This is a genomic window from Actinoallomurus iriomotensis (assembly GCF_030269445.1).
Lineage (GTDB): Bacteria > Actinomycetota > Actinomycetes > Streptosporangiales > Streptosporangiaceae > Actinoallomurus > Actinoallomurus iriomotensis.
The window spans coordinates 933,936-953,451 of sequence record NZ_BSTJ01000001.1; the positions used below are offsets into that span (position 1 = coordinate 933,936).

A 19,516-nucleotide genomic window follows, 5' to 3' on the forward strand; every position below is an offset into this window, starting at 1 on the left:
ACGGCGCGGTGCCTCCGACAGCACGGCGCCCGCCACCACGGTCGCCGACAGCCGGGCCTGACAGCGCAGCGTCCGACGGCACGCTGGCCGGCGGCACGGAGACCGGCGGCCGCGTTCAGCATCCAGACGAAGGAGAGCTCTGATGACCGTCCCTGCCCAAGAGCGGTTGGCGCGGGCGTTGTTGACCGCTGTGGCGGAGCCCGGTGATGAACGCTTAGGCCGCCTGGTCGGCCTGGCAGGAGCCCAAGGCGCGATCGAGGCGATACGGGCCGGTGAAGCGCCCGACGGCGACGACGAGACCGAACTCCGACGGCGGTTCCCCGCCTGGCGCGCCCGGCTGTCCGAGGCCGACCCCGAACGCCTTCTGGCCGGCTGCGAAGAGCAGGGCGGGCGGCTGCTCTGCCCGGGTGACGCCGAGTGGCCGTCCCAGCTCGACGATCTCGGGGCGGCCCGGCCGTACGCACTGTGGGTCCTCGGGGACCAGGATCTGCGGTTCGGCTGTCTGCGTTCGGTCGCGCTGGTCGGTGCCCGTGCCGCATCGCCGTACGGAGTGCACGTCGCCGCCGAGATGGCGGCCGAACTGGCGGACAACGGCTGGACCGTGGTCAGCGGCGGCGCCTACGGGATCGATGCCGCGGCGCATCGTGGTGCGCTCAGCGGCGACGGGACCACGGTGGCGGTGTTCGCCTGTGGAGTGGATGTGACCTACCCGAGTTCGCATTCGGCGCTGTTCGCGGAGATCGCCCAGAGCGGGCTGCTGGTGAGCGAGCTCGCGCCTGGAGCGACGCCGACCCGTCCGCGTTTTCTGATCCGGAACAGAGTGATCGCGGCATTGACCCGTGGCACGGTGGTGGTCGAGGCGGCCCAGCGCAGCGGCGCCATCAGCACGGCTCGCCATGCCCGTGACCTCGGGCGTGCGGTCATGGTGGTGCCCGGGCCGGTCACGTCACCGACGTCGGCCGGCTGCCACACGATCCTGCGCGAATGGGCGGAGGCCGTCTGCGTCACTGACACCGCCGACGTACTCGACCGGGTCGGGCTGATCGGCGATGACCTCGCACCGGTACGCCGAGGCCCGGTGCTCGACCGTGATCAGCTCGGCCCGGCGGCGCGGGATGTCCTCGAAGCGCTTCCGGCGCGGGGCGGAGCGGGCGCCGCTCGCATCGCGGTGACCGCCGGCGTCGACCTCGACACCGCGCTCACCTGCCTCGGCGCGCTCGCCGCGGGCGGATTCGTCGAACGCTGCGCGAAAGGGTGGAGGCTGCGCCGTGACTCATCCCGGCCATGAGGAGAAGATGTCAGCCTTCGGGGAGCTCCAGGTCGCTCTTGGCGAGCTCTTCGACGTTGACGTCCTTGAAGGTGACCACGCGGACGCTCTTGACGAAGCGGGCAGGGCGGTACATGTCCCAGACCCAGGCGTCCTGCATCGTGACCTCGAAGAAGACCTCACCGTTGTCCGTGCTGCGCACCTGCAGGTCGACCGTGTTGGTCAGGTAGAAGCGGCGCTCGGTCTCCACGACGTACGCGAACAGGCCGACGACGTCGCGGTACTCCCGATAGAGCTGGAGCTCCATCTCGGTCTCGTATTTCTCGAGATCCTCTGCGCTCATGGCCGTTCCCCTCCCCGTACTACCGACTCAGGCGACATCCGCCCGGCCGGCGGTGCGTTCGTACTCTGACGCGTCCCAGTCGGTTTCCCCGGTGACCGGAGCATCCTCCTCCTCCGCCGAGCCCGTGACCACGCAAGTCTCTTCGATCTCCCCGTTCGCCGCGCGTGCCACGTTGATGAAAGAACGCCGATGCTCAGGACATGGACCATGCTTTCGAAGCGCCGCCGTGTGCGCTCGTGTCACATATCCCTTGTGTACGGCGAAACCGTACTCCGGATAGCGCTCGTGCAGGTCGATCATGATCCGGTCTCGTGTCACCTTCGCCACGATCGAGGCGGCGGCGACGCAGGCGGCCACCCGGTCGCCCTTGGGCACCGGGAGGCCGGGCGCCACCAGGCCGGGTACCCGGAACCCGTCGGTGAGGACGTAACCCGGCACCATGGTCAGGCCGGCCAGCGCCCTGCGCATGCCGGCGATGTTGCACCGGTGCAGCCCGATCTGGTCGATCTCCTCCTGAGGGATCACCAGCGCGGACCAGGCGGAGGCCGTCTCGGTGATCTCCACGTAGAGGCGTTCCCGGCGGGCGGCGGTGAGCAACTTGGAGTCCGCCAGTCCTTCGAGCCGCCCGCGGCGTCCCGGCGCCAGCACGACCGCGGCGACGACGAGTGGTCCCGCGCACGCTCCCCGCCCCGCCTCGTCGACCCCTGCGACGGGACCGAGCCCGGCGCGTTCGAGCACCCGCTCGTAGGCGTACAGCCCGGCGTCGCGCCGGGGAGTGAGACCTCGGGGCCGGTGAGCCCGGACATCGATGTGCACATGACGCAGGGTACGTCGCCAACGGCCGAGCCCGCGCTCGAACACCGGCGGGAAAGGACGTCCGAAACCGAGATGGCGCAGGTGAGAAGAGCTGATCGCCCCACCCACGGCGACCGAAAGACCTGGCATATCTTTTTCAGGAAGGCGCAGAAGGAAGTGATCCGTCGTTCGGATCGCGGCCGCACCTCGATTGAACGGCAGTGCGGGCATCAAAGCCACCAGACGTTGACTTCCGCCCCATAAGGGAGGAAAACAACTCTCCGCCCCACAAAGAGACCAGGACCGGCCAAGCCACGCATGCGGTCGGGCCTGCGGTAAGGCTTCGGGAATGCCCCGTACAGGGGCTGCCGGCATTCGGTGGCCGAGTGTGTCGCCGACGGCTTCCTGGCAGGCCGGCTCGACGCGGACCGCCGTCACACGGCCGCGCGGCGGTACGCAGGGGCGGTGAGCAGCCGCTGCGGCACGCCTGACCGGACGGACGCCGCGGCCGGGCCGACGCGCGATCGTCCATCCCGGCGAAGCGGCGCCCAGCACCCGGCGTCCGGCGTCCCGGTACCCCGCGCCCGGCGTCCGGCGTCCGGCGTCCGGCGTCCGGCGCGGCGAGCTGGGCCGAAAGACGCTGCGCGCTGCCAAGGGACACGGCCGAAACGGCGGCCTTCAAACAGCGCGCGGCGTGGCTCTAGTCCAGCGAAGGGCTCCCACGCCATACGGGATCCGCCGCGCCTACGACTTCTCTCCGGGCGTCCGTCCGTCACGAGCGGCGGCCGGGTGGCGCGGCTCAACTCGGAGGAGGGAGTCGCCCTGGTTCGGCCGTCGACCGACGACACCGGGGCGAGGCGGCGGGCAACCGGACAGCGGAATCTGCCCGCCCTAACACGCTGTCCAGCAGGACGCGTAAGTCAGCTCGACGCGATCGAGCGACAGGCGGTCAGCGGGAGCGGCGGATGCGGAAACGGCGGCGTAGGAGCGTGACCGGTATGGCGCCGATCAGGCCCAGTGCCAGTGGTGTCTCCGGCAGGACGCCGTTCTCCAAGGCCAGCCCCGGGGTGCTGAAGGTCGACGGGATCGGCAGCGTCTTGAGCCGGGACAGCGGCCAAACGACGACGAAGGCTCGGCCGATCACGCGGCTCTCCGGGATCGTGCCGCCGCCCGGGTCGCCGATGTGGCCGCGCGAGTCGTACGACACCTCGCGGTGGTCGCCCATCACCCACAGGTGGCCCGCCGGCACGGTGATTTTGAACTTGCTGTCCGACGGCCGGTTCTGCTCGCCCGTCTGCGGGTCGGTGTAGATGTAGGACGTCTCGACGAGCGGGTGGCCGTTGACGGTCACGTGGCCCTGGGCGTCGCAGCATGCCACGTGGTCGCCTGGCACACCGATGACGCGTTTGATGTAGTCCTTCTCCCCCGGCACGACCCCGAACGCGCTGCCGACGGCGTGGAGCACCTTCGACACCGGGTTCTTCGGCTGGGGGTACTGGACCTCCGGGTCCCAGGAGTCGAGCCCGTTGAAGACGACCACGTCACCGCGCTTGATGTCGCGCGTGTGGTAGACGATCTTGTTGACTAGGACCCGGTCGCCGACCTTGAGGGTGTTCTCCATCGACTGGGACGGGATGTAGAACGCCTGCACGGCGAAGGCCTTGATGACCATGGCCAGGGCGAGCGCCACGACGACGAGGATGGGGAGTTCTTTCCAGAACGACCCCTGCTTCTTCTTCCGCCCCTTGTGTGACGAGTCGTCGTCACCGGAGTCGGCCTCGTCTCCGACCAGGGCCGCATCGTCGGGCGTACCGTTCGGCTCGCGCCCTTCGTGCCTCACGCCGTCCCGGGAGTTCCCGGACAGGTCGTGGCGCGTTTCACCGGAAGTGGGCGCGGGCTCGCGCAGGCCCTGCTCGTCGTCGCTCATCATTAGGAAGCCTAATGCCCTAAGGCCGCACGGGAGGTTATCGGCCGCGTGTCGTCTCCAGCAAGGGCGCCGGAGTCATCCGAATAGAGAACTTCGCCCTGGAACGCCATTGCGCCGTCCCGGACGATTCGCAGTGCCCGTTGTACCCGTAAGGCCCCGTCGGCTCAACTCGACCTTGCCGAGACTTGACCTTCCGGAAGAGGGCGGCCCCGCGTCACGGCACCGATGACCGGAAGCAGCAACACCGCCTCCGCGGTCACGGCACTCGGTGCACCGAACGATCCCTGCGCTAAAAGCACCGATCCTCCCGAACATCGCCGTTTCCGGCGGATCACGTTCGGGAGGAGGGCTTCGTCGGAGGCGCGGTCAGTTGTCGCGCTTCTCCTTGATGCGCGCGGCCTTGCCGCGGAGGTCGCGGAGGTAGTAGAGCTTCGCACGGCGGACGTCGCCGCGGGTGACGACCTCGATCTTGTCGATCGACGGGCTGTTGAGCGGGAACGTGCGCTCCACGCCAACGCTGTAGCTCACCTTACGGACCGTGAACGTCTCGCGGGCGCCGCCGCCCTGGCGCCGGATCACAACGCCCTGGAAGACCTGGATACGGCTGCGGCTTCCCTCGGTCACGCGCACGTGAACCTTGAGCGTGTCACCCGGGCGAAAGTCCGGTACATCCGACCGCTTCGCGGCGTTCTCGATCTCCTGGATCAGGGTGTGCATGACTGAGGTTCCTCGTGTTGGACACGCGCGCGGCACACGGTGCCACAACGCGATGGGGTCTTCTGGGAAGTCTGGGCGCGCCCAGCATGAAGCCGGGCCGACATCTCAGTGTGCCATATGTTCGCCGTCGATCGGAAAACCGGCGTCCGCCAGGGTACTCCGATCGGCGTCGTCCAGGGTGTTGCGGGCGATCAGATCGGGTCTCGTGGCGGCCGTACGGCGCAGGGCCTGGTCGCGCCGCCACCGGGCGATCGCGCCGTGGTTGCCAGACATGAGCACCGGGGGCACCTCGCGTCCGCGCCAGGTCGGAGGCTTGGTGTACACCGGGCCTTCGAGCAGCGCCGCCATCCGGCCCGGCGCGAAGGAATCGTCGCTGACCGAGTCGGCGTTGCCCAGCACGCCCGGCAGGAGCCGCGTCACCGCCTCGACGATGACGAGTACGGCCGACTCGCCTCCCGCGAGGACGTAGTCGCCGATGCTCACCTCGTCGACCGGCATCCGCGACCGCGCGTCCTCGATCACCCGGGCGTCGATGCCCTCATAGCGACCGCACGCGAACACCAGCCACGGCTCCGCCGCGTACGCGACGGCCGTCTCCTGGGTGAACGGGCGCCCGCTCGGGGTGGGCACGACCAGCCGCGGCGTCGACCCGGCCGGGGCGATCGCGTCGAGGGCCTCGCCCCACGGCTCGGGTTTCATCACCATGCCGGGGCCGCCGCCGTACGGGGTGTCGTCCACCGTACGGTGCCGGTCGTGGGCCCAGCCCCGCAGATCGTGTACGTGGACGTCGACGTCGCCGCGCTGCCGGGCCTTGCCCAGCAGGGAGACGCCGAGCGGCGCGAAGTAGTCGGGGAAGATCGTAATGATGTCGAGTCGCATGGGGGTCTTCTCTAGTCGAGCAGACCGGCCGGCGGGTCGAGGACGACGCGGCCGGCGGGGACGTCGACGGTCGGGACGATCGCGCTGACGAACGGCACCAGCGCGTCGTCGCCACTTGGGCGGCGCAGGACCAGCAGGTCCTGGCCGTGGTGTTCGACGTCCACGATCTCACCGAGCGCGGTGCCGTCCGTGGCGACGGCGGCCAGGCCGATCAGCTCGTGGTCGTGGAACTCCTCCGGGTCGCCGCTCGGCGGGATCTCGGTGGAGTCGACGAGCAGCAGCAGGCCGCGGAGCTCCTCGGCGGCCGTGCGGTCCTCGATCCCGGCGAACCGCACCAGCAGGCGCCCCGCGTGCGTACGGACCGTCTCCACGGTCAGCGTGCCCGCGTTCTCGGTGCCGAGTGCGGCTCCGGGGGCGAACCGGGCGGCCGGGTCGTCGGTGCGCACGTCGACGCTGACCTCGCCCCGGACTCCGTGTGCGCGGCCGATGCGGCCGACGGCGAGCAGCATCAGACCCCGCCTCGTACAGATCGGGCCGCCCCGTCGCGGAAGGAAGCCGAGATCCCCGGCCGCACGGTGGCAGCCGGGGATCGGACGGGCGCGGATCCTTCGCCGGGCCGAAGCGTCGGCGGCCCGGGCGCCGTGGCGCGGGCCGGGGATCCGGAGGACACCGTCAGCGCGCCTCGTTGAGGTCGAGCAGGTCGACGCGGACGTATCGTCCTCCGGCGATGGCGCTCATGACGGTGCGCAGGGCCTTGGCCGTACGGCCGTTGCGCCCGATGACCTTACCCAGGTCGTCGGGGTGCACGCGTACTTCGAGGACCCTGCCGTTGCGCAGCCGACGTGCCCGCACCCGAACCTCGTCCGGGTGCTCGACGATGCCGCGCACCAGGTGCTCGAGCGCCTCCTCGAGCACGCTACGCCTCGCTCTTGGCTTCGGCGGCGTCCTCGGCCGGCTGCTCCTCCGCCTTCGCCTCGTCCTTCTTGGCCTTCTTCGGCGCGGCCTTCTTGGACTTCGGCTGAGTCGCCTTGCCCTCGGGCTCGTCCGCCGTCTCCTTGAGGGCGGCGGCGAAGACCTCGGCCTTGTCCGGCTTCGGCTCGGCGACCTTCAGCGTGCCCTCGGCACCCGGCTCGCCCTTGAACTTCTGCCAGTCGCCGGTGACCTTGAGGATCGCGAGGACGGGCTCGGTCGGCTGGGCACCGACGCCCAGCCAGTACTGCACCCGCTCGGAGTCGACCTCGATCAGCGAGGGCTCCTCCTTCGGGTGGTACTTGCCGACCTCCTCGATGGCGCGGCCATCGCGCTTGGTGCGGGAGTCGGCAACGACGATCCGGTAGTACGGTGCCCGGATCTTCCCCAGACGCTTGAGCTTGATCTTGACTGCCACGGGTGTGGTGTTCTCCAGATTCGAATGGATGAGCGGACGGGCGCCGGGTGGGGACCTGCGCTGCCACTCGGAAGGACACGGCTCGCCCGGGTTGAGAGAGGGTCCCTGGCTGACCGCGGTTCCAGCCTGCCATTCTGCCAGACGATCGCGGCGAAGTCGCAATCGATCAGGTTCTTGTTTCCCCCGACCAACCGGCCCCGACCGACCGCCCGGTTTCTCCGGCCGCCCTCCCGAGGTCGTTTTCACCGCCGGTCGTGCGGCGAAGCAGACGATCACCGCACGATCAGCGGAATTCGGTTATTTCCCCTTCTTGGGGTCCTGCAGCTTGGACAAGTCCGGCATCTGGAAGCCCGGGGGCAGCTGTCCCGGCAGGCCGCCGCCCAGGCCGGGCGGCAGGCCCTTCGGCAGGGCGTCCTGGCCGGCGCCGCCCTTTCCGGTCGCCTCCTGGGCGCGCTTGCGCGGGTCACCGCTGCGCTGCCGGCCCTTCTTGTTCTTCTTGTTGTTGGCCTTGACCGCCTTGCGACGAGTGCCCGGCATACCGGGAATGCCCATGCCGCCGGCCATCTGGCGCATCATCTTCTGCGCGTCGAAGAAGCGAGTGACGAGGTTGTTGACCTCGGTCACGGAGACGCCGGAACCCTTCGCGATGCGCGCGCGCCGCGAACCGTTGATGATCTTCGGGTTGCGCCGCTCGTCGGGCGTCATCGAGTTGATGATGCCGCCCACCCGGTCGAGATCACGGTCGTCGATCTCGTCGATCTGCTGCCGCATCTGCCCCATTCCGGGCATCATTCCGAGCAGGTTCTTGATCGGCCCGAGCTTGCGGATCATCTGCATCTGCTCGAGGAAGTCCTCCAGGCTGAAGTCCTCGCCCGAAGCGAACTTCGAGGTCATCTTCTCGGCCTGCTCGGCGTCGAACGCCTTTTCGGCCTGCTCGATCAGGGTGAGGATGTCACCCATGTCGAGGATCCGCCCCGCCATCCGGTCGGGGTGGAAGACGTCGAAGTCCTCCAGCTTTTCACCGGTGGAGGCGAACATGATCGGCCGGCCGGTGATGTGGCGCACCGACAGCGCGGCGCCACCGCGCGCGTCGCCGTCGAGCTTGGTGAGCACGACGCCGTCGAAGCCGACGCCGTCGACGAACGCCTGCGCCGTCGTGACCGCGTCCTGACCGATCATCGCGTCGACGACGAAGAGGATCTCGTCCGGCTTCACCGCGTCGCGGATGTCGGCGGCCTGGCGCATCATCTCCTGGTCGATGCCCAGCCGGCCGGCGGTGTCGATGATGACCACGTCGTGCTGCGCGTGCCGTGCGTGCTCGATCGAGCGCCGGGCCACCTCGACCGGGTCGCCGACGCCGTTGCCCGGCTCGGGGGCGTACACCGGCGTGCCGGCGCGCTCACCGAGCACCTGCAGCTGCTGGACGGCGTTGGGCCGCTGCAGGTCGGCGGCGACGAGCAGTGGCGCGTGGCCCTCGTTCTTCAGCCAGCGCGACAGCTTGCCCGCCAGCGTCGTCTTACCCGAACCCTGCAGACCCGCCAGCATGATCACGGTCGGCGCCGTCTTGGCGAACCGCACCCGCCGCGTCTCGCCGCCGAGGATGTTGATCAGCTCGTCGTTGACGATCTTGACGACCTGCTGGGCGGGGTTCAGCGCCTGGGACACCTCCGCACCGGCGGCCCGCTCTTTGATCTGCGCGATGAAGTCCTTGACGACGGGCAGCGCCACATCGGCCTCGAGCAGGGCGATGCGGATCTCGCGCGCCGTGGCGTTGATGTCCGACTCGGACAGCTTGCCCTTGCTGCGCAGTGAGGAGAAGACCGTAGTCAGCCGGTCGGAAAGCGTCTCGAACACGTCTTTGGCCAGTCCTAGGAAGCTTCGGGGATCGACCTACCACACTATCCGTTCGACCGGCCTTGGGCATGACGCTCGGCGCGCGACCCTCGTCACCGGCCGCTTCTCAGCGAAGTCCCTGGTAACGCAGCAGCCACGGCCGCACCGCGCCGCAGGCACAGCGGGTGTACAGGAGCACGCCCTCCGACGTGAGGTGACGCGAGACGACGGTGTACGGGGGTTCCTGCGGGCTGCCGCATCGGTGACACCGGTTCATGCCCGCCAGTGTCGGCCGCGCCTACAGTTGAGGTCCAGCTCATCTTTTCTCCCATGACCGTGTGAGGAAATCGCATGATCGAGTCGGTCGACCTGCGGCGCCTCCAGGTGCTGCGCCTCGTGCACCGCCACGGCACGGTCACCGCGGCCGCCGACGTGCTCCACCTCACCCCGTCCGCCGTCTCCCACCAGCTGCGCCAGCTCGCCCGCGAGACCGGCGTCGCGCTGCTGGAGCCCGACGGCCGGCGCGTGCGCCTCACACCCGCCGGCCGCGCGCTGGTGGCCCACGCCGACGCGCTGCACGCAGGCTGGGAGCGGGCGCGGGCCGAGCTGGCCGCGTACGCCGACGGCAGCTCCGCGTCCCTGCGCATGTGCGGATTCCCCTCCGCGGTCGCGGGGCTGCTGGCACCGGCGGCGGCCCGGCTGCGCGCCGCGGACCCCGGGCTGGCCGTCCACGTGGCGGAGGAGGAGCCGGCCGACGCGCTGGACCGGCTGCTGGCCGGGGAGACCGACATCGCCGTGGCCGTCCTGGGCGGGGCGACGCTGCCGCTGGACGACGCGAAGTTCGGCCGCCGCCCGGTGCTGGCCGAGCCGTTCGACCTGATCGTGCCCGCCGGCCACCCGCTGGCGGGGCGGGTGGAGACCGCCCTGGCGGACGCCGCGGACGAGCCCTGGGTACTGGCCGCCGCCGGCAGCTGCGACCTGTACGAAGTCGCCGTCACGGCCTGTTCGGCCGCGGGCTTCACGCCCCGGGTCGCGCACCACGCGCGCGACTACACCGCGGTCTCCGCCCTGGTCGCCTGCGGGCTCGGCGTCGCCCTGATCCCCCGTACGGCCACGGTGCCCACCCGGCACGCGGTCGCCCGGCTCCCGCTGCGCGACGCGCCCACCCGCCGCGTCCTGGCGTGCGTCCGGCTCGGCAGCGACCGCCGGCCCGCGATCGCGCGGGGCCTGGCCGCGCTGGAGGAGGCCGGCCGGGATCTCGTGTCACTGCCGGAAGGGCCGGATCGGCGGTGAGCCGGCCAGCGGTGACGTACGCCGACGGCGACTCGCGGACCAGGCCTGCCCCGCGGTCCTCCACCTCGGTCCCGGCGCCACGACCCGCCCGACACAGGAACGGCCGACACGACGACGCCGACACGCCGGGTGCGGGCGGCGCCGACCCAACGGTCCTCCACCTCGACCCACAGCGCCACAACCCGCCCGACACAGGAACGGCCGACACGACGACGCCGGCGCACCGGATGCGGGCGGCGCCGACCCAACGGTCCTCCACCTCGACCCACAGCGCCACAACCCGCCCGACACAGGAGCGCCGGGTGCGGGTGGCGTTCGACGTGGCCACGCCGCTCCGGCTCGTCCACCGGCCGCACGGCGGCCTGCTCGGTGACGCCCAGCGCTCCCCCGGCTCGACCGCTGTCGCACCGCCGCATACGGACGGGCGAGCCGGCCGTCCGGTCCGCGAGGAGGTCTTCGTCGTACGGTCCGGACGCGGCCGTCGGGCACGATCGGCGGAGACCCGTGCGAGGCGGGCCCCGGCGGCACGGTGGTCGTGCCGCCGGGGTCCCGCTCGCGCTGGGCGACGACGGGTCTCAGCACGCCCGGCCGGTGGTGTGCACCTCGGTGAACGGGCGGACCGTCGTGCCGGTCTGGTCGGAACGGCTCAGCCGGTGTAGAGGACCGCGGTCGGCGCGGCCTTGGTCAGCGTGGCCGGGGTCGCGCCGGACAGGAACGACTGCTGCGGCTCGTCGTCGCGGCCGAGGAAGAACGCCCGGTTGACCGCCTGGACCTCGATCGTCGAGCCCGGGTCGGCGGCGGAGGTCGGCACCCGGATCGCGGTGATCTCCGCGATGTCCGACGACGTCGTGCCCGGCGGGAGCTGCACGGTCGTGGCCGCCGGCACGTCACGCTGGATCGACCGGTCCGGGAACAGGTGGTCCGAGCGGTACAGCGTCGGGTCGCCCTTCAGCCGTACTCCGATGGACAGGCCCACCCAGTCGGTGGCTCCGTTCGGCGGGTTCGCGGTCACCTTGCGGACGACCAGGTAGAGGTAGTCGCGCGGGTCGGCGATGGACGTCGTGGAGGAGGTCGGCGGGTCCGCCTCCACCTTGCCCTCGCGACGCGACTCCGCGTCGGACACCCAGTACGTCCACGGGTTGCGGTCCATGATCTGCTCACGGGCCTCAGTGGCGGCGTTCAGCGACGCGGACGTGGACAGGAAGAACCGCATCGGGTCGTCCACCGTGTCGCAGATGTTGTTGTTGAGCGTGCAGGTCTGCATCAGCGGGTGGTCGCCCTCGTACGTCCCGCCGAACGGCTGCGTCACGTGGTTCGGCGCCTGGATCACGGCGGTGCCCGGCACGCGGCGGCCCTGCGCGTCGACCTCGACCTGGTAGATCCACTCGATGTCGGTCGTACGGCCCCAGCGTGCCATGAGCTGCGGCGTCGACGTGCCGCCGTCCTCGTTGCTCCAGATGTAGGAGTACGTCAGCAGCCGGTGTCCCGGGACGGCCGCGGGCACGTCCTCGTGCCAGGCGACGAGCGGGGTGTCGGTGTAGGAGTTCTGGAACGGCCCGCCCCAGTCGGCCCCGTTCCGGCCGTACAGGATCGGCGCGTGCGCCAGGTCGAGGTAGGCCTGCCCGCGGCTCACCACGCGGACGGCGGTGCGGGAGACCTGGACGCGCGTGCCGCGCGACCGGTCCGCGGCGAACCGGAGCGTCAGCCGGTGCCGGCCCGCCCGCACGTGCCCGAGCGCGAACTGCCGGGTGATCGGGAACGCGGCCGGCACCACGTCGTCGGTGGCGTACCGGCCGTCGACGTAGAGCGACAGCACCGCCGACTCGTGTCCCTGGTTCGCCCAGGAGACCCCGGGCGCGGCGGCCGTCACGTCGACGAGCGCCTCGCCCGCCCGGTCGGCCCGGAACGTGAGTGTACGGTCGTGACCTCGGTCGACGGTCTTCGTCTCCGCGGCGGCGGCCGGCACGGCGGTCAGAGCGGCGGCGGACGCCGCACCTGCCAGCACGGCGGCATGGACCAGCGAAAATCTTCGCACAGGAGCCTCCCAGGTATCGCGAAACGCAAGAAGCGTCATCGCGGCCCACGGGCGCGGTCAATGATCGCGACGGAGGTTCCCGTGATCTTCACTGGCCGGTCTGGGCCAGGACACCTGTGTCAGGGACTCAGCGCACCGCGTCGAGCACGCCCGCGCGGATCGAGGCGCGCAGGCGCTCGTCGGTGACCGGGCGTCCCTCGGCGTCGACCACGTAGAAGACGTCGACGGCCTCGGCACCGAGCGTCTCGACGCGCGCCGCGCGTACCTGCAGGCCGAAGGAGCCGAGCACGTGCCCGACGCGCCACAGCAGGCCCGGCCGGTCGTGCGCGCGCACCTCCACCACCGTCGCGGTCGCGGACGCGTCGTCGATCATGGTCACGCGAGGCGGCGGCACCGGCACGCCCTTGCGCGGGCGGTACGAGCGGGCCCGGCGTTCGAGACGTTTCTCGACGTCCAGCCGGCCGGCCAGCACGCGGCGCAGGTCGACCTCCAGCGCGGCCGGGTCCGGCCCGGAGCCGTACTCCGGCACGGCCATGAACTCCAGCAGCGCGGTCGGCCCCTCCGCGCCCTGGCCCCAGGACACCGTGCGAGCGCCGCGTACGGCCAGGCGGTGCAGGGCGAGCACGCCGGCGGCCTGCCAGAGCAGTCCGGGCCGGTCGGGCGCGACGACGGTGATCCGCGACCCGACGACGCGTACGGACCCGCCGCCGTGCCGGGCGAGGGCGAGCTGCTCCGGCGTCGGCTCGGGCGCCACCGGCGGCGGCGCGCCGGCCAGGACGGCGGCGACGCGGCGGGTGAGCTCGGCGACCAGGCCGGCCTTCCACGGCCCCCAGGCGGCCGGTCCGGTGGCCTGGCCGTCGGCGACCGCCAGCGCGGCGAGCGTCTCCAGGACGACGGAGTCGCCGACCGTCTCGGCCACCGTCTCGATCGTCACCGGGTCGTCCAGGTCGCGGCGTGTCGCGGTCTCGGGCAGCAGCAGATGGTGCCGTACGACGGCCTCCAGCACCCGGACGTCACCGTCGGCGAAGCCGAGCCGCTCCCCCAGGTCGCGCGCCATCACAGCACCGGTCTTGGAGTGGTCGCCGGGCCAGCCCTTGCCGATGTCGTGCAGGAGCGCGCCGACCAGCAGCAGGTCGGGGCGGGCGACGTCACGTGTGTGGGCGGCGGCCCGCGTCGCGGTCTCCACGAGGTGGCGGTCGACGGTGAACGTGTGCACCGGGTTGCGCTGCGGGCGGTTGCGCACGCGTTCCCAGTCGGGCAGCAGGCGTTCGATCAGGCCGACCTGGTCGAGCGCCTCCCAGACGCCGATGGCGGGCGATCCGGCGCCGAGCAGTGTCACCAGCGCGTCGCGTGCCTCCGCCGGCCACGGCACCGGCATCGGCGACGTCTCCCGTGCCAGCCGCTCGACCGTCGAGATCGCCAGCGGCAGGCCGGCCTGCGCGGCGGCCGCCGCGGCGCGCAGGACGAGCGTGGGGTCGCGCGGGTCCGCGCCGCGGGCGAGGACGACCTCGGAGTCGTGCTCGACGACCCCGTCGGCGAGGGGCCGGCGCACCGGCCGGCCGGACGGGGAGCAGAAACGGTCCACCGCCCGCCACATGTGGTCCACCGCGAACGTGACCGAACGGGCGGCCTCGACCACCGTGCGCAGGAGCACTTCGGCGTCGAGCAGGCCGAGCGCCTCGGCCACCGCGCCCTGCTCCTGCAGGACGAGGCGGTCCGCCGCGCGGCCGGTCGTCTCGTGCAGCGCGTGCCGGACGTCCAGGAGCAGCGCGTAGGCGTCCTTGACCCGTGCGGACGGCGCCGGGGCGATCCAGGCCGCCGCGACCGCCTGGATGGCGTGCACGTCGCGCAGTCCGCCGCGCGACTCCTTCAGGTCCGGTTCCAGGAGGAACGCCAGCTCGCCGGAGTCGCGCCAGCGGGCGCGTGTCATCTCCCGCAGCTCGGGCAGCCGGCGGCGCGCGTCGGAGCGCCAGTCGGCGAGCACCGTCTCGCGCACCTCGCGGGTGAGGTCCGGGTCGCCCGCGACGTGCCGGGCGGAGATCAGGCCGAGCACGGCCTTGAGGTCCTCGCGCGCGACGGCGCGCGCCTGGGCGGGCGTGCGCACCGAGTGGTCGAGCCGGAGCCCGGAGTCCCAGATCGGATACCAGACGCGGTCGGCCAGGGCCGCGACGTCGGGACGGTCACGGTGCAGGAGCACCAGGTCGACGTCGCCGCCCGGGGTGAGCTCCTCGCGTCCGTGGCTGCCGACCGCGACCAGCGCGACGTCCGGTTCGGCGCCGACCAGCCGGGCCAGCCGGCGGTCGAGCTCGCCGGCGCGGCGCGCGCGTTCGGCGCGCAGCCGCGCGCGGGCGCCGTCGCCGCCCTGCGCGGCCGGGCCCGGCTGAGTCGTCGCCTCAGCCGGGCCGTGCCTCCCCCCGAGCGTGTCCGTCACCCTTACAGTGCCTCCGGCCCGGTCTCACCGGTGCGCACGCGCACCACGGTGTCGACCGGCACCGACCACACCTTGCCGTCGCCGATCTTGCCGGTCTGCGCGGCCTTCACGATGACGTCGACGATGTCCTCGGCGTCCTCGTCGTCGACGAGCACCTCGACCCGCAGCTTGGGCACGAGGTCGACCTTGTACTCCGCGCCCCGGTAGACCTCGGTGTGACCGCGCTGGCGGCCGTACCCGCTGGCCTCGCTGACCGTGAGGCCGTTGACCCCGAAGGTCTCCAGCGCCGCCTTGACGTCATCGAGCTTGAAGGGCTTGATGACCGCCGTGACGAGTCTCATGCCTCAGCCTCCACCTTCTTGTCGCCCGGCTCCGCCGAGCCCTTGGCGTTGTCCGCCGTCAGTGCGGCAAGGATGCCGTGTCCGCCGCCGGAACCGCCGTGCGACGTGCCGATCTCGTACGCGGTCTCCGCGTGGACGGCCAGGTCGATGCCGGACACTTCGTCCTCTTCGCTGACCCGCAGACCCATGATCTTGTCCAGCACCTTGCCGATGACGAAGGTGAGGACGAAGGAGTACACCGCCACCAGCACCACGCCGATGGCCTGCTTGCCGAGCTGGCCGAACCCGCCGCCGTAGAACAGGCCCGCCGGTCCGTCGCCCTTGGCCGGGGTGAGGATGCCGGTCACCGTCGGGGTGGCCAGGAAGCCGATCAGCAGGGCGCCCGCCGCGCCGCCGACCGCGTGCACGCCGACGACGTCGAGGGAGTCGTCGAAGCCGAATTTGGTCTTCATGCCGACCGCCACGGAGCAGAGCGCGCCGGCGATGAGGCCGAGGATGATCGCGCCGACCGGGTTCACCGAGGCACAGGCGGGGGTGATCGCGACGAGGCCGGCGACCGCGCCGGAGGCCATGCCCAGGGCGGTGGACTTCCCGTAGCGGAACTTCTCCACGATGATCCAGCCGAGCGCCGCGGCCGCGGTCGCCACCTGGGTGTTGATGAACGCCACGGACGCCTGGGCGTTGGCGGCCAGCGCCGAGCCGGCGTTGAAACCGAACCAGCCGAACCACAGCAGACCGGCGCCGAGCAGCACGAACGGCACGTTGTGCGGGCGCATCGGCTCCTTGGGCCAGCCGACCCGCTTGCCGACCACCAGGGCCAGGGCCAGACCCGCCATACCGGCGTTCAGGTGCACCGCGGTGCCGCCGGCGAAGTCGAGCGCGCCGATGTGGTCGGCCAGGAAACCGCCGTCCTTGGTGGTGGACAGGTCACCGAAGAAGAACACCCAGTGCGCCACCGGGAAGTACACGACCGTGGTCCAGATCGCCACGAACGCGCACCAGCCGCCGAACTTCACCCGGTCCGCGATGGCACCGCTGATCAGCGCCGGGGTGATGATGGCGAACATGAGCTGGAAGGAGACGAACGCCAGTTCGGGCGACGTGCCGGACGCGGAGATCAGCGTGTCCTTCAGCCCGACCCGGCCGAACCCGCCGATGAAACCGTGGTTCCCAACGTCCTTGGCGAATGCCAGTGAGTAGCCATAGAACACCCACAGCACGCTGACGATGCCGATCGTGGCGAAGTTCATCATCAGCATGTTGAGGACGCTCTTGGACCGGGTCATACCGCCGTAGAAGAAGGCGAGACCCGGGGTCATGAGAAGCACGAGAGCAGAGCTCGCCAGCAGCCAGGCGGTGTCGCCTGAATTCAACATCTTGAGAACGTCCGGCGGCATGCGGCGTCCCTTCGGGTGAGGTGGTCGATACTGCTCTGGAGCTTCGAGCAGAGCCGTTTCACCTACGGGGCATGAGTGTTTCGACGGTGTGAAACCCCGCCCGTCCATGTTTCCGACGTGTTTCGAAGTGTTACGCCCTGCTTCGTAGGCGTTCGCGGTCGGTAGCGCCGGCGTCGTGGGCCGCGCACACCGCCGGACGTACAGTGTGAGGACAAGTTCCCAGGTCATCCCTACCAGGACGGGGACCGGCAACGGTGTCTGCGGTGTCGCACCCCTCCGCCCGGTGGCGCACGCGCGGGCTGCCCGCGGAGGTGACGAGCTTCGTCGGACGTCGGCGTGAGGTGGCCGACGTCAAGCGTCTGCTGCCCGGCTCCCGGCTGGTGACGCTCACGGGTGTGGGCGGGGTGGGCAAGACCCGGCTGGCGTACCGGGTCGCCGCGGAGCTGTGCCGCGCGTTCCCCGACGGCGTGTGGCCGGTCGAGCTGGCCGAACTGGAGAACCCCGAGCTCCTCGCGCAGGCCGTCTCAGCGGCGCTCGGCGTCGAGGACCACTCCGGGCGTCCCCCGGTGGAGGCGCTGACCGAGCACCTGCGGGACATGACCGCGCTGATCGTGCTGGACAACTGCGAGCACCTCCTGCCGGAGTGCGCCGTACTGGCCGACGCCCTGCTGCGCGCCTCGTCCTCCGTGCGCGTCCTCGCCACCAGCCGGCAGCTTCTGGGGATCCCGGGCGAGCAGACCCTGGACGTGCAGGCGCTGCCGCTGCCCGGCGCGGATCCGGGATCGGTCGAGGCATCGACGCGATACGACGCGGTCCGGCTGTTCGTCGACCGGGCGCGGGCCGTACGCCCCGGCTTCGCGCTGACCGAGGACAACCGCCAGGCCGTCGAGCGGCTCTGCCGCCGCCTCGACGGCGTCCCGCTCGCGATCGAGCTGGCGGCCGTACGGTTGCGGGCCCTGTCGGTCCAGCAGCTGCTCGGCCGCCTCGACGACCGGTTCCGTCTGCTCGAACGCCGTTCCTGTACGGCGGTCGAACGGCATCGGACGCTGTGGGCTCTGATCGACTGGAGCCACACGCTCTGCACGCCGGAGGAACGCCTGCTGTGGGCGCGGGCCTCGGTGTTCGTCGGCGGTTTCGACCTGGAGGCGGCCGAGGAGGTCTGCGCCGGCGACGGGATCGCCCGCGAGGAGGTGTTGGACCTCGTGGCCGTGCTCGTGGACAAGTCCGTGCTGATCACCGAGGAGACGCCGTTCGGGGTCCGCTACCGGCTGATGGAGTCGCTGCGAGAGTACGGCCGGGAGCGGCTCGCCGAGTGGGGCGGCACCGACACCGTGCAGCGGCGGCACCGCGACCACTTCGCCCGGATGTGCGCCGACACGCTCGCGTCGGAGTCGTGCCAGCTGAAACTGCTCAGCCGGGTGAAGCTGGAGACCGCCAACCTGCGCTCGGCCATGGACTACTGCTTCGGCACGGCCGGCGACGCCGCGTACGGCCTGCGCATGGCCGCCGACCTGCGCAACCACTGGCTCAGCGGCTACCTCGGGGAGGGCCGGCAGCGGCTCGCGCAGGGGCTGGCCCTGCACCACGCGGCGGACGAGGCGAGGGGACGGGCCCTGGCGGTGGACGGCTGGCTGGCGGTCGTCGACGGCCGGCCCGACGAGGCGACCCGGTTGTTCGACGAGGCGCGGGAGATCGGCGAGCGCCTGGGGCACGGCGTGATCCTCGCCGACGTCGCCCTCCAGCAGGGGCTGCTGGCGCTGGACCGGGGCGACGCGGAGACCGCGATCACACTCTGCCGCGCGGCCGACGCGCGGCACCGGGCGACCGGCGACATCATGGGCCGCATCCGCGCGTCTCTGTGGCTCGCCGGGGCGCTCACCCTCACCGGCGACCTGGACGCCGCCGTCCGCACCGCGCAGGAGGGCATCGCGCTGTGCGAGGCCCACGCCAAGAGCCTGTACCGCGCCCACCTGCTGACCATGCTCGGCGTGGCGTTCTGGCGCCGGGGCGACACGGGCCGGGCCGGCACGCTGGTGAAGGAGAGCCTCACCTTCCACCGTGAGCTCGGCAACTCCCGTGGCATCGGCCTCAACATGGCGGTCCTCGCGTGGATCACGGCGGCGGACGGCCGGTACGAGCGGGCGGCGCGGCTGCTGGGGATCTTCGAGAGGTTCTCGCGGGAGCCGCGGTCACGGCAGGCGATCGGCGCCCAGGTGGCCGGATACCGGCATCTGCGTCCCTACCAGGAGGAGTGCGTGGCGGAGATCCGGCGCGCGCTCGGCGAGACGGACTTCGAGGCGAAGGTACGCGGGAGCGCCCGGCTCGATGTGGACCAGGCCCTCGCCTACGCGCTGGAGGAGAGCGCCGGGGACGACGTCGCGGAGGCGGCGGGACCGCCGGCCGGCGCGTGCTCGACGCCCCTGACCCGGCGTCAGACCGAGGTGGCCCGGCTCATCGGCCGCGGGCTGACCAACCGCGACATCGCCGCCGAGCTGGTGATCTCCCAGCGCACCGCCGAGGGCCACGTGGAGCAGATCATGCACCGGCTCGGCTTCGGGTCGCGCTCGCAGATCGCGGTGTGGATCAGTGAGCACGACGGCCGGAACGGCACCGAGGTGGAGCACCGGGACCGGCACCTGCGATGACGGGTGCCGGCCCCGGTGTACCTGCGATGCGGGTCCAGGGCCCGCATCGCCGGGGCGGCGTCGCGGGGGGGCACGACACCGGCGTGTGGCGCCGGGGGATGGCACCACCGTTTCCCAGGGGAGTTGGACGGGACGAAGGGTGTCCCGGCGAGAGACCGGCGCCCGGCCGGCGGGCGTACGGCCTTCATTGACGACCATGCCACCCGAGCAGGCCGGGCGAACGGGG

General features: G+C 71.6%; 17 protein-coding genes. 3 read left to right on the forward strand and 14 right to left on the reverse strand.

The genetic code is table 11. The features are described from left to right. The first annotated feature begins 142 nt into the window (after window positions 1-142). Window positions 143-1,288, forward strand: a complete 1,146-nt coding sequence (gene dprA / locus QSK37_RS04430) for a DNA-processing protein DprA (protein ID WP_285617690.1) — start codon at window positions 143-145, stop codon at window positions 1,286-1,288. A gap of 10 nt (window positions 1,289-1,298) precedes the next feature. Here the strand turns inward: dprA and QSK37_RS04435 are convergent, their stop codons facing one another. The 10 genes from QSK37_RS04435 to QSK37_RS04480 form a co-directional block, all read right to left on the reverse strand. Further along, window positions 1,299-1,610, reverse strand: a complete 312-nt coding sequence (locus tag QSK37_RS04435; RefSeq protein ID WP_285569062.1) for a DUF2469 domain-containing protein — start codon at window positions 1,608-1,610, stop codon at window positions 1,299-1,301. Window positions 1,611-1,637: 27 nt separating this feature from the next. Beyond that, complete coding sequence (locus tag QSK37_RS04440; RefSeq protein WP_285617692.1) at window positions 1,638-2,426, reverse strand: ribonuclease HII; 789 nt, start codon at window positions 2,424-2,426, stop codon at window positions 1,638-1,640. 928 nt (window positions 2,427-3,354) lie between these two features. Beyond that, window positions 3,355-4,332: a signal peptidase I gene (gene lepB, locus QSK37_RS04445; RefSeq protein ID WP_285617693.1), complete on the reverse strand. Its 978-nt coding sequence runs from the start codon at window positions 4,330-4,332 to the stop codon at window positions 3,355-3,357. Between the two features lie 366 nt (window positions 4,333-4,698). Continuing rightward, window positions 4,699-5,049 carry a 50S ribosomal protein L19 gene (gene rplS / locus QSK37_RS04450; protein ID WP_285569071.1) on the reverse strand — a complete coding sequence of 117 codons (351 nt, stop codon included), beginning with the start codon at window positions 5,047-5,049 and terminating at the stop codon, window positions 4,699-4,701. A gap of 105 nt (window positions 5,050-5,154) precedes the next feature. Next, the gene (trmD, locus tag QSK37_RS04455) at window positions 5,155-5,928 is read right to left on the reverse strand and encodes a tRNA (guanosine(37)-N1)-methyltransferase TrmD (RefSeq protein ID WP_285617748.1); all 774 of its coding nucleotides are present in this window, start codon (window positions 5,926-5,928) and stop codon (window positions 5,155-5,157) included. An 11-nt stretch (window positions 5,929-5,939) separates the two neighbouring features. After that, window positions 5,940-6,437 (reverse strand): ribosome maturation factor RimM, encoded by a 498-nt coding sequence (gene rimM / locus QSK37_RS04460; RefSeq protein WP_285569076.1) that lies wholly within the window; start codon window positions 6,435-6,437, stop codon window positions 5,940-5,942. A gap of 163 nt (window positions 6,438-6,600) precedes the next feature. After that, on the reverse strand, window positions 6,601-6,843 hold the full coding sequence (locus tag QSK37_RS04465) for an RNA-binding protein (RefSeq protein ID WP_285569079.1): 243 nt from the start codon (window positions 6,841-6,843) through the stop codon (window positions 6,601-6,603). A 1-nt stretch (window position 6,844) separates the two neighbouring features. Further along, window positions 6,845-7,315, reverse strand: a complete 471-nt coding sequence (gene rpsP, locus QSK37_RS04470) for a 30S ribosomal protein S16 (RefSeq protein ID WP_285569081.1) — start codon at window positions 7,313-7,315, stop codon at window positions 6,845-6,847. A 297-nt stretch (window positions 7,316-7,612) separates the two neighbouring features. Further along, the gene (gene ffh / locus QSK37_RS04475) at window positions 7,613-9,169 is read right to left on the reverse strand and encodes a signal recognition particle protein (RefSeq protein ID WP_285617749.1); all 1,557 of its coding nucleotides are present in this window, start codon (window positions 9,167-9,169) and stop codon (window positions 7,613-7,615) included. A gap of 106 nt (window positions 9,170-9,275) precedes the next feature. After that, window positions 9,276-9,425, reverse strand: coding sequence for a hypothetical protein (locus QSK37_RS04480; RefSeq protein WP_285617750.1), 150 nt, complete (start codon window positions 9,423-9,425; stop codon window positions 9,276-9,278). Between the two features lie 74 nt (window positions 9,426-9,499). Here QSK37_RS04480 and QSK37_RS04485 point away from each other — a divergent pair, with 74 nt between their 5' ends. Further along, entirely contained in the window at window positions 9,500-10,441 is a 942-nt protein-coding gene (locus QSK37_RS04485; RefSeq protein ID WP_285617752.1) for a LysR family transcriptional regulator, read from the forward strand. A 646-nt stretch (window positions 10,442-11,087) separates the two neighbouring features. Here the strand turns inward: QSK37_RS04485 and QSK37_RS04490 are convergent. From QSK37_RS04490 to QSK37_RS04505, 4 genes are all read right to left on the reverse strand, one after another. After that, window positions 11,088-12,476, reverse strand: a complete 1,389-nt coding sequence (locus QSK37_RS04490; RefSeq protein WP_285617754.1) for a hypothetical protein — start codon at window positions 12,474-12,476, stop codon at window positions 11,088-11,090. 127 nt (window positions 12,477-12,603) lie between these two features. After that, window positions 12,604-14,907, reverse strand: coding sequence for a [protein-PII] uridylyltransferase (locus QSK37_RS04495; protein WP_285617755.1), 2,304 nt, complete (start codon window positions 14,905-14,907; stop codon window positions 12,604-12,606). A 2-nt stretch (window positions 14,908-14,909) separates the two neighbouring features. Beyond that, window positions 14,910-15,248, reverse strand: a complete 339-nt coding sequence (locus QSK37_RS04500; protein WP_285569096.1) for a P-II family nitrogen regulator — start codon at window positions 15,246-15,248, stop codon at window positions 14,910-14,912. Further along, complete coding sequence (locus QSK37_RS04505) at window positions 15,245-16,645, reverse strand: ammonium transporter (protein ID WP_285617756.1); 1,401 nt, start codon at window positions 16,643-16,645, stop codon at window positions 15,245-15,247. The genes QSK37_RS04500 and QSK37_RS04505 overlap by 4 nt, the downstream gene beginning before the upstream one ends. 263 nt (window positions 16,646-16,908) lie before the next feature. Here QSK37_RS04505 and QSK37_RS04510 point away from each other — a divergent pair, with 263 nt between their 5' ends. After that, complete coding sequence (locus tag QSK37_RS04510) at window positions 16,909-19,290, forward strand: ATP-binding protein (RefSeq protein WP_285617758.1); 2,382 nt, start codon at window positions 16,909-16,911, stop codon at window positions 19,288-19,290. Window positions 19,291-19,516 lie beyond the last annotated feature (226 nt).

Bases quoted from the DNA above. Each gene is read 5' to 3' on its own strand.
- dprA (WP_285617690.1), top strand. From the start codon at position 143: ATGACCGTCCCTGCCCAAGAGCGGTTGGCGCGGGCGTTGTTGACCGCT.
- QSK37_RS04435 (WP_285569062.1), bottom strand. From the start codon at position 1,610: ATGAGCGCAGAGGATCTCGAGAAATACGAGACCGAGATGGAGCTCCAG.
- lepB (WP_285617693.1), bottom strand. From the start codon at position 4,332: ATGAGCGACGACGAGCAGGGCCTGCGCGAGCCCGCGCCCACTTCCGGT.
- rplS (WP_285569071.1), bottom strand. From the start codon at position 5,049: ATGCACACCCTGATCCAGGAGATCGAGAACGCCGCGAAGCGGTCGGAT.
- trmD (WP_285617748.1), bottom strand. From the start codon at position 5,928: ATGCGACTCGACATCATTACGATCTTCCCCGACTACTTCGCGCCGCTC.
- rimM (WP_285569076.1), bottom strand. From the start codon at position 6,437: ATGCTGCTCGCCGTCGGCCGCATCGGCCGCGCACACGGAGTCCGGGGC.
- QSK37_RS04480 (WP_285617750.1), bottom strand. From the start codon at position 9,425: ATGAACCGGTGTCACCGATGCGGCAGCCCGCAGGAACCCCCGTACACC.
- QSK37_RS04485 (WP_285617752.1), top strand. From the start codon at position 9,500: ATGATCGAGTCGGTCGACCTGCGGCGCCTCCAGGTGCTGCGCCTCGTG.
- QSK37_RS04500 (WP_285569096.1), bottom strand. From the start codon at position 15,248: ATGAGACTCGTCACGGCGGTCATCAAGCCCTTCAAGCTCGATGACGTC.
- QSK37_RS04505 (WP_285617756.1), bottom strand. From the start codon at position 16,645: ATGCCGCCGGACGTTCTCAAGATGTTGAATTCAGGCGACACCGCCTGG.